The sequence below is a fragment of the Kitasatospora sp. NEAU-69 genome (assembly GCF_057158765.1).
On the sequence record NZ_JBWXUE010000069.1, the window covers coordinates 1 to 13,400 of the forward strand.

At 68.7% G+C, this 13,400-nt stretch carries 10 protein-coding genes and 1 CRISPR repeat array; of the genes, 4 read left to right on the forward strand and 6 right to left on the reverse strand.

Annotated elements, in window-relative coordinates; genetic code table 11:
- Positions 1 to 214: 214 nt before the first annotated feature.
- Positions 215 to 505 carry a hypothetical protein gene (locus tag AC060L_RS36930; RefSeq protein ID WP_483803377.1) on the reverse strand — a complete coding sequence of 97 codons (291 nt, stop codon included), beginning with the start codon at positions 503 to 505 and terminating at the stop codon, positions 215 to 217.
- Between AC060L_RS36930 and AC060L_RS36935 the strand changes: the two genes are divergently transcribed.
- Positions 489 to 1,439: a transposase gene (locus tag AC060L_RS36935; protein WP_483803378.1), complete on the forward strand. Its 951-nt coding sequence runs from the start codon at positions 489 to 491 to the stop codon at positions 1,437 to 1,439. The genes AC060L_RS36930 and AC060L_RS36935 overlap by 17 nt on opposite strands.
- A gap of 628 nt (positions 1,440 to 2,067) precedes the next feature.
- Here the strand turns inward: AC060L_RS36935 and AC060L_RS36940 are convergent.
- From AC060L_RS36940 to AC060L_RS36955, 4 genes are all read right to left on the reverse strand, one after another.
- A complete protein-coding gene (locus AC060L_RS36940; RefSeq protein WP_483803386.1) occupies positions 2,068 to 2,523 on the reverse strand; it encodes a DUF5994 family protein in 456 nt (151 codons plus the stop codon).
- 220 nt (positions 2,524 to 2,743) lie between these two features.
- Positions 2,744 to 3,817, reverse strand: a complete 1,074-nt coding sequence (locus AC060L_RS36945) for an HTTM domain-containing protein (RefSeq protein WP_483803379.1) — start codon at positions 3,815 to 3,817, stop codon at positions 2,744 to 2,746.
- A complete protein-coding gene (locus AC060L_RS36950; RefSeq protein ID WP_483803380.1) occupies positions 3,807 to 4,598 on the reverse strand; it encodes a DUF5819 family protein in 792 nt (263 codons plus the stop codon). The genes AC060L_RS36945 and AC060L_RS36950 overlap by 11 nt, the downstream gene beginning before the upstream one ends.
- A 62-nt stretch (positions 4,599 to 4,660) precedes the next feature.
- Positions 4,661 to 6,073, reverse strand: coding sequence for an ice-binding family protein (locus AC060L_RS36955; RefSeq protein WP_483803381.1), 1,413 nt, complete (start codon positions 6,071 to 6,073; stop codon positions 4,661 to 4,663).
- A gap of 290 nt (positions 6,074 to 6,363) precedes the next feature.
- Between AC060L_RS36955 and AC060L_RS36960 the strand changes: the two genes are divergently transcribed.
- Positions 6,364 to 7,011 (forward strand): class F sortase, encoded by a 648-nt coding sequence (locus tag AC060L_RS36960; RefSeq protein ID WP_483803382.1) that lies wholly within the window; start codon positions 6,364 to 6,366, stop codon positions 7,009 to 7,011.
- 237 nt (positions 7,012 to 7,248) lie between these two features.
- Here the strand turns inward: AC060L_RS36960 and AC060L_RS36965 are convergent, their stop codons facing one another.
- Complete coding sequence (locus AC060L_RS36965) at positions 7,249 to 7,413, reverse strand: hypothetical protein (protein ID WP_483803383.1); 165 nt, start codon at positions 7,411 to 7,413, stop codon at positions 7,249 to 7,251.
- A 769-nt stretch (positions 7,414 to 8,182) separates the two neighbouring features.
- Between AC060L_RS36965 and AC060L_RS36970 the strand changes: the two genes are divergently transcribed.
- Positions 8,183 to 9,391, forward strand: a complete 1,209-nt coding sequence (locus tag AC060L_RS36970; protein ID WP_483803384.1) for a PP2C family protein-serine/threonine phosphatase — start codon at positions 8,183 to 8,185, stop codon at positions 9,389 to 9,391.
- A 755-nt stretch (positions 9,392 to 10,146) separates the two neighbouring features.
- Positions 10,147 to 11,397, forward strand: coding sequence for a tyrosine-type recombinase/integrase (locus AC060L_RS36975; protein WP_483803385.1), 1,251 nt, complete (start codon positions 10,147 to 10,149; stop codon positions 11,395 to 11,397).
- Positions 11,398 to 13,039: 1,642 nt separating this feature from the next.
- A CRISPR array of direct repeats spans positions 13,040 to 13,338; the repeat unit is 30 nt; unit sequence CGTTGCAAGCCCTCCAGGGCTGATGACGAC.
- The last annotated feature ends 62 nt before the right edge of the window (positions 13,339 to 13,400 follow it).

Genomic DNA, 13,400 nt, shown 5'->3' on the forward strand with positions numbered 1-13,400 from the left:
TCGGCCTCGATCTCGTCCCCGTGTCGAGCCCGGCCTCGAAGTGCCTGTTCCGTCTGCTGCCGCGTGTCCTCCGTCACGCAACACACGCTACCCGTATCGCGTGCTACACGGCACTGGGTCCGGTCGAGCCGACGCTGCTGCCAGCAACTCGGGCCACCTGCCGTGGCTCGTCCACCCGGCCCTACAACTGCCCCGGGGCCACGCGAGGTCCGGATCACTCCCCGGCAGCGAGCCAGCGCAGCCGCCCGTCCTTGGTGTACGTCCGGTTTGCCGGGGCGACGCCCGCCGAGGACGTCGTGGTGGCGCCGGTTTCCCGGCACTTGCGGTGCGGCTCATTGCAGCTGCCCTTCTTCTTCCCGGGTATCTGGGCGCAGTTCTCGGTGTCGTGCGCCTCCTGGCCGGCGGGCGAGAGGTTGTCGTAGTTGCTCCCGTCGTGCCGTCCGGGAGAGTCGCTATCTACAACGCTGGCGCCGGGCCTGTCACCGGGGATGCTGGCGCTGGTCACGGTGCTGCAGTTCGCCGAGAACCTGACCGACCGCCAGGCGGCTGGGATGACGGTCCGGGCGATCGACTGGAAGTACGCGCTCGGCCTGGAGCTGACCGATCCGGGGTTCGACTTCACCGTGCTGGCGAAGTTCCGGGCCCGGCTGGTCGAGCACGGCATGGAGCACCTGGTCTTCGAACGGCTGGTGGAACACTGCCGCCGCGAGGGGCTGATCACGGCCGGGGGCAAGCAGCGCACCGACTCCACCCATGTCATCAGCGCGGTGCGGGACCTGAACCGGCTGGAGCTGGCCGGGGAGAGCATGCGCGCGGCCCTGGAGACGCTGGCCGCGGCGGCCCCGGCCTGGCTCGGGCAGGCGATGCCGGTGGCGGAGCTCGACCTGCGCTACACGGCCAGGGTCGACTCATGGCGGCTGCCCTCGTCGAAGACGAAGCGGGACCGGCTGGCCGAGGCCTACGGCCAAGACGTCCTCGCGCTGCTGCACGCTCTCCACGCGCCCGACGCCCCGATGTGGCTGCGGGAGATCGAGGCCGTCCAACTGCTGCGGCGGATCTTCATGCAGACCTACTACGTGCACACCGACACCCGGGGACGGGAGGTGGCCAGGAAGCGGGAGGCCGAAGTGGACGGCGTCCCGCCCGGCCGTCTGCGGCTCGCCCGCCGGCATCCAGGAACGTCTGACGGAACGGCAGGTCGATCCGGGCGAGCACCACCTCGACTCCGGCTACCCTTCCACCGACCTGGTCACCGCCGCCGCGCACGTGGGCATCGCCATGATCACGCCGCTGCTGGCCGACCACTCCCGGCAGGCCCGGGCCGCCGAAGGCTTCGACAAGGACGCCTTCCGCGTCGACTGGACAGCCCGTCAGGGCCGACTGGTGGGGCGAAGGCACCTCGTGCGCTTCGGACAGCAAGAAGCTCGGCTCCTTCATGACGGAGTGGCACCAGCGGTACCGGGGGCGTGTACGAGCCCAACAACCCCATGGCCGACCGGCAGACCGCCTTCCCCCGGTCCGCAGCCACTCTTCCGAGCAGCGACCGGTGCGGGCCGATGCTGCGCGATCAAGTTGCCCTACCCACCATCCGCACAGCGTGATCACCTTCGCGGCGTGTCGCCAGCGCGTGTCCCGGTCAGTCGATCTTGCCGTGCTCCACGCCCCGCCCCGCGCGCTCTGCCGCCTCACCCACCACTCCCGTCGCTCTGGGCATGCCATCACCATCGGGTTCAAGGAGGAGCACATGGCGCAGCGTCCCAAGGCCAGATCGCGGTGGGCACCGACCTACGTCAGCTGCTCTCGCCACACGGCGTGCGGGGCGTCCTCGCCCACGTCGGCGGATGAGAACCGCCAGGGTGTGGACCGCGCCCAGCAGCCACCGGCTCCACCAGACAGCCCCACCGCACCCGGCTCGCCCTGCCCGCCGAGGCCGACAACCACGCGCCAACAACCGACCAAGCAGCGTCGGTGGGCGCTCTGCTGTGCCCGGACGAGCCCTTGACCTGCAAGGATGACGCTTCGCCACCACACCCTCTAATCCGGGTCTGCGCAGCACCGAGCTGCTTCTCAGGCACCGGTGAGCTGAGGACGCAGGACAAGCACGCTGTCGGCGAGCAGGGCGCTCGCGGTGCGGGTGCCGGTCGGGTCGGCTGCTTCGGCCATCAACCGAGCGGCGTCGACGACGTCCGTGGACGGCGGGACGACCAGCAGCTCGAGTCGGCGCGGGACGTACGAGCAGACCGCGATCATGTGCTGGTCCTGTTCCTCGCTGAACCAGCCCACGTGCACGGTGTGCCCCGCGACCGGGATGCGCCGTGGAATGACCGGCCTCTGTGCCGGGTTCACGGTGATCCACAGGACCTCACCCCACCGCGCGTCCAATGCTGCGGCCAGCGAACGGATTTCGAGGAGAAGGTCACGCGATCGGGGCCACCAGGAGCCATCCAAGCGGCCCGGCCGAACGCCGTCAGGCGCGAGCGACAAACCGCACGGAGAATTCCGTGGACCGCCTCGCGGTCGCACGGCCAAGGGTCACAGTCATGATCAAGCGCCTGTCCCCGGATCCCCGCGCCGGGGTCCGGCAGAGCCGTTCGCCGGAGACGACGCCAGGGGCCTGTGCCGGCATGCGAGGTGCCTTCGGTGATCTCAAGCTACTCCGAGCAAGAGCGGAGCGGAGATGGCCGCGACGACCGGTACTTGCCGGAAGTTCGGCGGCCGGCAGCGCTGGGGGCACGCAGCAATGTCAGCGGCCGTCCCGCACCGGGCGGAGGTCAGCTGTTCCGGAGGCGGACTGGGCAGGAAGCGGGCTTGGTGGACCGGGCGGGCTGGAGGCGGTCGCGGCTCTGCACCACGGGAGCCGAGCGCGGTGAACGAGGCGGAGGAGGAGACGGTCCGGCAGGAAGACGGCATCAGCGATGATCATGGCGCCGGAGAAGACCGGCAGCCCCAGGAGTACGGCGATCCCCGCGTGCATGCCGAGCAGGAGGGCCAGGGTGACGTACTTGAGTCTGCTGAACAGGGCGAACGGGAAGGCCACTTGGACCAGCACGGTGAGGTATGCGCCGACCGCGAGGAGCAGACCGTGCTCGTCGGCCAGTTGGGACAGCGCCGGCCAGGGCCGGAACAGGTCGAGGTGCAGGACGTAGTGCAGCGCGGTGCCGTCGCGCCAGAGGCCACCCTGCACCTTGTAGAGACCGGCCGATCCATAGAGCACGCAGACCTGGGCCGCGATGACGAACATGCCGCAGTTGTGGACGAGCACGGCCAGCCGGCTACGGACGAGTACGGCCTGCTGCCGCCAGCCTGGAAGTGCCCTGGGGCGGGACGCACTGCGGCGCAGCCGGGCCCGACGGGCGTCGAGGGACCAACGGCGGCCGCATGCCGTCAGGGTGAGGTAGAGGGCCATCAGCACGATGAGGTTGTCCCCGCCGTCGGTCATGAAGACGGAGCGGCCGTCGAACGAGGTCACCACGACGGCGAACAGCACCGAGACCGCCCTGGTGTGCCACCCGAGCGCGAACAGCGCGGACGTCACGATGGCCAACACGTAGCAGGACTCGAACCAGGTGCCACTGTCCGAAAGCGTGAGAAGACTGAACCCTCCTGTCTGGCCCAGGAGTTCGCGCGCCAGGCCAGGGGTCCACGGTGAGCCCGGGCCCCAGATCTCCTCCCGGTGGGTGAACTCACGCAGCAGGTAGCCGAGATAGAGCGTCCCGTAGCCCATCCGCAGCACGGCTGCCGCGTGGAGCGAGACGGCCCGCTCGGTGAGAAGAGTGAGCGCCCTGGTGACGGGGTCGGGCGTCCGGTCAGTGGCCATGGGGCTCCATCTGCCACCACGGGAGGTAGCTGGTGTCGGAGGACGCGCCGCCGGAGGGCACATCGGAAGGTGCAGGCGATGCCGGAGGGGCGATCGGCGTGCTGACCACGCGCAACTGGACTGCGTCGAGGGAGGGGTGCGCTCCGGCGGCGAGGCGCTGGGCGGCGATGTTCGCCAGGTACTCCTGGAGCATCCGCGCCCGCTCCGAAGCGGACGCCCGGCCGGGGCCCTGCGTGTCGAGGTAGGCGGCCAGCGCCCGGCGCAGCATGTTCTGTGCCGTGTGGCTGGGGAAGGCCGAGTGCCGGACGGCCGCGTCGTCGATCGCGGTCAGGTCGAGCCACTCGCCGACCCGCCGCGAGCCGTCGGGAGCCGCCGTCGCCGCCCGGGCCGAGACCTGCCGGCGTACCGACTCCGGGTTCGGGGCGAAGAGCTGCCAGTTCTGCTCGAAGTAGGGATAGATCCAGGCGTCGGTCTGCTGCTGGTACCGCTCGGAGACCGTGTTGGAGGGTGCGACGTGCAGGAACACCAGGCAGACATGGCCGAGGGCCGCCAGGACGCAGAGGACGGTCGCGAATGCCACGATCAGTGCGGCCGGAAGTGACAGGGACTCAGCTGCCACTCCCCCGCCGCTCGCCGGCTCCGGCATCGTCGGGGCCCGGGGCGCGGTGAGGCTGTTCACCGGCGGAAGTTCGCTCTCCGCACCGTCCTGGTCGATGGTGCCCGTCGTCTTCTCGTGATCAGCTCGCACCTCGCGCCTTCCCGTCTGCTTGCTCACCGTCATGCGCCGCGGTGTCCCCACGCCAACTGCCCACGTGGGGACACCGCCACAGGTGTGTCGTGCGGTCAGGACGTGGTCAACCCGCGGCGGCGGACGACAAGGAAGCCGACACCGATCAGCGACAGTCCGATGAGACCGACACCGATCGTGACCTCGGTCGCACTCGGACCCTGCGCGGCACCACCGACCCCGGTGCCCACGCCGCCGACCGGATGCCGGCCACCGGAGTATCCGCCACCCGATGCGGCTCCACCGGTCGCCCCGACGGTCGTACCGGACGTCGTGCCGCCGGTGGTCCCAGCCGTGGTCCCGGCCGTCGTGCCGCCCGTAGTTCCGGCGGTCGTACCTGCGGTCGTACCGGCGGTCGTCCCACCGGTGGTCCCCGCAGTGGTTCCTGCCGTCGTACCGGACGTCGTGCCAGCCGTCGTACCGCCGGTGGTTCCTGCCGTCGTGCCCGCCGTCGTGCCCGCCGTCGTGCCGCCGGTAGTGCCCGCCGTCGTGCCGGCGGTCGTGCCCGCCGTGGTGCCGGAGGTCGTCCCGCCCGTCGAGCAGGTCTCCCGCGTGATGGTGTTGGTGTCCAGGGTGACCGACCCGTTGCGCGCGAGCGCGCGGCCGTCGATGGTCGCCCCGGTGGTGGCGGAGATCGACGTCAGCGCCAGGATGTTGCCCACGAAGGTGGAGTTGGTCCCGATCGTGGCGGAGCTGCCGATCTTCCAGAAGACGTTGCACGGCGCGGCACCGTTGACCAGGAGCACCCGGCTCGCGGAGGCCGTTGTCAGCGTCGACCCGACCTGGAAGATCCAGACCGCGTTGGGGTCCCCGTGGGCGTCGAGCGTGAGGGTGCCGGTGAGTCCGATGGACGAGGGCGCGGTGTAGACGCCCGGATTCAGCGTCCGGCCGCCGAGGTCGCCCGAGATACTGGCGTCGGAGGCCTGGCCGGCCGCATTGTTGTACGCGACGGTCAGATCGGTCTGCGCCTGCAGAGCAACGGCGTCAGCCGAGTGGATGACGCCGTTCACGGTGCCCGGAGGGAAGCCGGTCACCGAGGTCCCCGGACTCACCCCGACATCGCCGGTGATGGTGCTGGGACCGGTGTTCGTGACGGACTGGCCGGCCAGGACGGCGAAGCTGGACGCGGTTCCGAGGGGTACGGCGACCCCGATCGCGTAGGCGGGAGTCGGCAGCACCGCCATTCCCGCAGCGGCGAGGGCCAGCGTGAGGGCCGTGGATACCCGGGTGACAAATCCACGCCGGTCAGGCACGGCTAACGTGTTCGAGTTCATCGAGGCGTCAAGCTCCTTCGAGAGGGTCCGACGGAAGGGAGTGCAATCGATCGAAGAGTTCGAGCTCTCATCCCCGGGGGCTGCACAAGAGATGGAGAAGCGGAATCTGTCCCAACCCAGCCCTCTTGAAGAGAGTTCGTATACAAATACGATATGAGCAACCCAGTCCCACGCCTGCCACGCCGCCCCGCGCATCCGGGTGATTCACCTGGGCCTGCCAGGGTCCGTCGCATACGATCATGACACCCGGTCAGACGATCCCGACGGCTCCGACACCGGGATTCGTGCCCCGGTACGCACAATCACTCGTTCAGTCCGGTGACGACTGACGAGGGGGGCACGAGCCCGATGGCACGATGACCGAGTCTCGGACAGCGGCCCCGCGCCGACGGCCGGAGTTCGCCGCAGCTCCCGAGCCCGTACCGCCGGCGGTCCTCGTGGGCCGGCACGGCGAGCTCGGCCAGAGCCCAGCAAAGGAGGCGGCAGTGCACGGATCCAGAAGGCCCAAGCCGGCCGTCATCGGCTCCGCCCTACTCCTGGCCATCGGCGTGTGGCTCTTCCAGGACGGCCACCGGACGCACCTCCCACCCCGGCCGACAGCCGCCCAGGCACTGTCCGGGAGCGCCGGCCACAGCACTCCACCGGACGCGAAGTCCGACACCCCCGCCATGAACGCCTCGCCACCGACCCTGATCCGCATCGGCGCCATCCAGGTCGAGGCGAGGGTCATCCCCATCGCACTGGACACCGCCGGGCACCTCCAACCGCCTCCGCCGGACGACAGCAACGTCGTCGGCTGGTACCAGGGCGGCGTGACGCCGGGTCAGAGCGGCACCGCAGTCATGGCAGGACACGTCGACAACAAGCACGGCCTCTCCGTCTTCTACAGCCTGGGCCGCCTGCACCCGGGAGCCGAGGTCGAGATCGAGCGGAAGGACCGCACCACCGCCGTCTTCACCATCGACGCCGTCGAGGCCTACCCCAAGGACCACTACCCGGACGACAAGGTCTACGGGGCGACCGGCCGATCCGAACTCCGGCTGATCACCTGCGGCGGCCGCTTCTCCAAGAAGACCGGATACCTGGACAACGTGGTCGCGTACGCCCACCTGACGCGCACCAAGCAGGCATGAACGGCGATATGCGCTGCGCCACACGTGAAGCGATAGCGCAGCCGGCGAAGAAGGTGACGATGGCGACCAGCGGGGCCGGCCCGGAGCCGATCGGGTCGGCGGCCGGGACGACGCCCGGTCGGGCGGGCCAGCCACCCAGGTTCGCGGTTGCGAGATGGCCGCTGCGCGCTGGGAGCAGGGTCGAGCCGAGCAGCGGGATGGCCACATTCAGCGGCAGCGGGGCGGCTGTGGCCATCGTCAGCCTCGCAGGCCACTGAGGGCCTGCGGGTCGACGGTGTGGTGGCGCTTGCGCAGTCGCATCCGTCGCGCCGCGAACGCCCCGACCAGCGCGGCAAAGCCGGCCACCGTCAGTACGACGGGTGATGCGGAGCTGATCGACACCAGCGTCACTACGATCAGCACACTGCACCATGATCTCGCCCGTTCCAGCAGCAGCCGACCTCCTGTTGCCCAGGCCATTGTTGGGGTACGGGGCACGGACGCCCGGCGGCGGGTGGCGTGCCCAGGCCGCACCCGCATGGACCAGCGCCGCCCGCCCGCCGGTAGGCCGGAATGCCAAGAGGCCGCCTCCGCATCTCTGCGGCGGCGACCTTCGACCGGCGTGAACACCGATCGGGGCGGAGGGTTGACCCTGCACTCCACAAACCACGTGAGGATTCTATTTATTTCCCACTGAACAGCCGGGCGAGAATTTCGCGGCACGGGAGTGCAGAATCAGCGATCCTGTCCTGCCGAGTTTCATACGCACCTCCCGGAATCGCTCTGCCGGTAAGTCCTCCGGCACGTTCCAGCATACTCCGCATGATCGGCATTCATGACCGCCCAGCACAAATTGTGCTGTTAAATGTGTCCGTTCACGATTTTGTTGTACACCCCGCTCAGATGAACCAGAGAATTCACCGGTCGATCGCGGGAGCCGCCCGACACCCCACGCTGCCCGGCCGAGGTTCCGCGGCCGAGATCCAGCCAGGGGCCGGATCCGGCAGGGCCGTGATCCACGCTGGTGCGGGTATCGCGTTCTGGAGACCGGTGCGATGCTGAAACACGGGTAGTGGTGCGGCACTGGCCGACCACGCGCAGGCAGCATCGTCAGGTGGCAGCGGCCGAAGTCCGCCGCCGGGGCCGGGTGCCGAGCACAGAATGCGCACGAGAGAAGCGCGGGGCTGTTGTGGTGGACCGGTCGGAAGGGTTCGGTGAGCGGCTGCTGGGGTGGCTGCTGGACCGGGCTCACGAGCTGCCGCCCGAGCACATCGGTCTGCTGGTGGCGGAAGCGGCGCGCGCGGTCGGCGGCCGGGAGGTCTCGATCCTGCTGCAGGACTACGGCCAGCGCATGCTGGTGCCGCTCGCGGGCGGCGGACTCGCCACCGGGGATCCGGTGCCCATCGACGGTTCCCGGGCCGGCGCGGTCTTCGCCAGCGCCGCCCCGGCCGAGCACCCGCAGGCCGACGGCACCCGGGTGTTCCTTCCGCTGCTGGACGGCGGCGACGAAGTCGGGGTGCTCGCCGTCACCCTGGACAACCTCGACGATGACGACCGGCGGTTGCTCCGACGTCTGGCCGCACTGGTCGCCGACATACTGGCCACCAAGAACGGCTACACCGACCGGCTCTTCCAGGCTCGACGCCGAGAGCCGATGAGCGTGGCCGCAGAGATCCAGTGGTCACTGCTGCCACCGCTGTCGATGAACACCCCACGGGTCTCCGTCGCCGGAATCCTCGAGCCCGCCTACAACATCGCCGGCGACAGCCTGGACTACGCCCTGAACGACGACATCCTGCACCTGGCCATGATCGACGCAATGGGCCACGGCCTGAACGCCGCCGTGCTGGCGACCGTCGCCGTCGGCGCCTACCGGCACGCCCGCCGCGCCGGTGTCGGACTCGCCGAGTTGTACACGTTCATGGACACCGCCATCGACAAGCAGTTCGGCCCGGATCAGTTCGTCACGGCACAGATGATGCAACTGGACATCGAAACGGGCCGGCTGCAATGGGTCAACGCAGGCCACCCGGCGCCGCTGCTGATCCGCGACAACCGGGTGATCGAGACCCTGGAGAGCCCCGGAACCCTGCCAGTCGGCTTCGGCGGCGCCACACCACTGAGCAGCACCCGGCAACTTCGGCAGGGCGACCGGGTGCTGTTCTACACCGACGGTGTCGTCGAGGAACACCAGGCCGGCGGCGAGCAGTTCGGCGAGCAACGTCTGTTCGAGACGATCGAACGCATCGGGCCCACCGGTGGCGCCGTGCGGCAGGCGGTGCGAAGCCTCTCCCATGCCCTCATGCACGAGCGGGGCGGGACCACGACCGATGACGCGAGCCTGTTCCTGGTCGAGTGGCGCGGCGGCGCTGCCGACAGCCGTACACCGCCGGACCTGTAACCGGCCCAACATCGGTGGTGCCCACCGCCAACGGCGCTCCGCTCCCCAGCCCGGCCGATCCGAACGGCCGTGCCGAACGGCCGGACTCACCGCCCGGCCAGTGTCCGCAAGGGCGACGATGTAACGATCGGCGTCGAAGGCAGCCGAGCAGCCGGAGCCAGCGGCTCGGCGGTAGGGCGCCGAAGAGGCCGGGAATGCTGCTGCGGGTCGACGGCATACCAGCATCGCGGCACGAAAATCCGCAACGCCAAACGGACTTGGTGAACAGAAGATCATCTTTGCACCACCTGGCATCTTCTGGGCGACCTCGTCCCGAGATTCACCCCATTGCCACCCACTTCTTCAGTAACGCTGTGTAGCTGATCTGCAGACGGGAGGACGCCCGGAGGCCACCCCACACGCTTGCCATATCAGCCAATGCCCTTTATCACGACCATGATCCTCCGTCAATACTGAGCACTCTGTGCGCCAGTCGCATGTCTCCGAGTCAAGATCCCTAACTGCTCACGCACGGTAGCTGATTCCGGCGTCCGCACCGCCTCCGCAAGCGCCCGACAACCGGACATGGCGCCAGCGAACCCCGGCCGCAGTTACCCGTGCTGGCCCGTTCAGGTGCGGGCTCTCACCGCGCGCCGCAGGTCAGAAGCCCAATTCCGCGCTGGTGATCGCATGGTGGTCGCAGACGATCACCCGGGCGTGGGACCTGTAGCCTCCGCGAGCCGATCAAGGAGCCACAGCCGCAGGAGGCACAAGAAGTGCGCAGGTCACAACGGCGGGGCCGGGTCTACCGCCGGTGCGGATGCCGTGATGTCACCCGACGCCAACTGGGCGCCAAGTGCCCGCGCCTGGCCGAGGAGGAGCACGGCACGTGGACCTTCGCCGTCGACATCCCCTCCCTCAACGGCCGCAGGCGCACCGTGCGCCGCGGCGGCTTCGAGGACGCCTTCGCCGCCGAAACGGCGCTGCGACGCTTCCTCGAAGGCCGCCAACTCGGCTTCGACGCCGACCCGCACGAGACGGTGGCCGCCTACCTTACCAAGTGGCTCAAGACGATGGAGTTCCTACTCAAGCCCACCACCTACGCCCGCTACCGCACCTACGTACTCTGCGAACTCATCCCCGTCTTCGGCGAGATACGCCTTGAGGAACTCGCTCACGACCACATCGCCGCCTACACCCACGAGCAACTCGAGGCCGGCCGTGGACGCCAAGCCGTCTACCACTGCCTCGCCACCCTCTCCAGCGCCCTGGGCGCCGCCGTGCGCGCCCACCGCCTCCCCTACAACGCGGCCCAGCCCCTGCCCATGCGCAAGCCTCGCGCCGACGAACGCGTCCCCTGGAGCGCGGAGCAGGCCGTCACATTCCTCACCCACTGCCGCACCGAAGACCCCGCCTTCGCCGACCTCTTCGAGGTCATCATCGGCACCGGCCTACGCAAAGGAGAAGCACTCGGTCTCCAACGCCAGTGCGTTCGGATCGACGACCGCGTCATGTACATCCGCCACACCCTCTCCGCGATCGACAACCACGAACTCGTCCTGACCGCACCGAAGACCAAGAAAAGCCGCAACTGGGTACCCCTTTCCGACCGCGTCGCCGCTGCCCTCCAGCGCGCCATGGCCAGAAGCACCTCCACCGACAACGACCACGTCTTCCAGACCCCCGACGGCAAGCCCCTCCACCCCGCCGCCGTCCGCCGGCGCTTCCACGAACTGCGCGAACAAGCCGGACTCCCCCACGTGACCATCCACGACCTGCGCCACCTCGCTGCCACCCTTGCACTGGAGGGCAACGTGTCCATGGCCGTGATCTCCAAGACGCTGCGGCACTCCACGCTCTCGACCACCGCGAACATCTACAGCCACCTGACCTGGGACGTCGCCATGGCCGCAGTACACACGATTGAAGCCAGGCTCTGCCTCGTCGAGGCCCGCGCCCGCAATGGAGCCGACGCCCTCGCCGACAGCTCTTCCTTGCCGAACCCGCTGTTCAGCCACGCGGCCTGACAGCTGCACGGGCCGACACCACAGGTTCATAGCTGACGCCCGCTCAGGCAAGCTGCCCCAGCATGGCAGCTGACGCCGCGAGCTCCACCGGCATGCCCAACTGCCGGGAACCCATGCCCGTTTCGGCACTGGCAAGGCTCGCGGTCAGCCGCCAACAGCACTCAGCTGATCGACTGAACGAACAAAGGCCGCATTACGGTCGCGCCGGAGCGCCACAGCCCGCAGGAAGCAGCCACCGAGGCGATGTGAACGAGCGTTCACGACCACACTGCGACCACCGCAACACAAAGGCCGTCCTTGTCATCAGACAAGAACGGCCTCCGACCTGCGTAAACGCTGGTCGGGACGACAGGATTTGAACCTGCGACCCCTTGACCCCCAGGGCGGACGGTATGTCAGCTCGAAGGCTTTCAACTGGCCTGCGCTGCACGAAAGTTCACCACCAAAGACGGAATTACCCACAAGCGAGGTCAGCGCAGGCATGCATGACAGCTTCGTCCAAGAATGTCCATATCCGCTCATCTGCGCTCACCCCCACTCATCCAGCGTGGTCCCCAAGCGGTCCCCAGTCTTCAGGCGGACCGTACATCACTGCGCGTAAGGACCCGTCACATCCGTCTCAGTAAAGCCATGGTAGCCCCAATCACTAGTATGTGTCCAATGTCACTTCCCTCCTCGCCGCAAGCGGTAGCGGTCCGAGCGGCAGTAGCGAACTCGCTGTCGCTACGCTCCGCGATCGGTCGACCCAGGGTCGATAGCAGCCCCTGACCGTGGCCGCCGCGAGCATGCGGCTCGCCCCGTTGCGAACCCTCCCAAGGCCGATGACGACGCTGCTGACCTCCACACTGGAGATCCACCCGTACTGGTTGCAAGCCTTTCCAGGACTGATGCCCGGCCGCTCTGGACCCCGGAAAAGCCATCGTGGTGTGGCAGCTACGCGCTCTCCAGGGCTGACGACGACGGTAGAGCATCCCGAACAGGACCAGCTCGGCCGCGTGTTGTGAGCCCTCTAGGGCTGATAACGACCGGCGACGCGCACCTGCTGCGCGTCCCCTCCCCCGCGTTGCGAGCCCTCCAAGGCTGATGACGACTACCAGCAGGTGGTGGCGCACCTGCGCGAGCAGATGTTGCGAGCCCTCCAAGGCTGATGACGACGGGGGTAGCGAAGCTGGGAGAGGCGTACCCAGCGAGGTTGCGAACCCTCGAGGGCTGATGACGACCCGCCGGTTCTTCCCTCAGCCCCTGCTCCAGCTGGTGTTGCGAGCCCTCCAGGGCGGATGACGACGCGCGACGCCGCTGCCGGTCGGGGAAGGCCGGCCTTGTTGTGAGCCCTCCAGGGCTGATGGCGGCGGTGTTGGCGGTGCGGTACTCCTCGATCTGGCGGATGTTGCAAGCCCTCCAGGGCTGATGACGGCCTGCAGATGCGCCGCCCACTGCTACCGGAGGAGGCGTTGCGAGCCCTCCAGGGCTGATGACGACGAGCAGGGCCGTCTCGTCGGGCGGCGTGATGATGCCGTTGCGAGCCCTCCAGGGCTGATGACGACGACATCCTCGCGGTGCTCGACTGCCCCCAGCTCGCGTTGCGAGCCTCCAGGGCTGATGACGACCGCACGTGTGCTCCCAGGGGTGAGGGGTGAGGTCTCGTTGCAAGCCCTCCAGGGCTGATGACGACGCCGGCATGTGGTTGGAGGGCGAGTTCGACGGCACGTTGCAAGCCCTCCAGGGCTGATGACGACCGCATGGACGACGGGTCGCCGGAAGGCGTCGTCTTCGTTGCAAGCCCTCCAGGGCTGATGACGACTGCGGACCAGGGCCTGCGGGTCGTGGAACTGGGCGCGTTGCAAGCCCTCCAGGGCTGATGACGACCTGATGACGACCGCGGTGACGGCCTCGTCTGGGCCGTCGCCGTCGCGTTGCAAGCCCTCCAGGGCTGATGACGACTCCCGGCCGAGGCTGGCCCGTGAACTGGGGATCGCGTTGCAAGCCCTCCAGGGCTGATGACG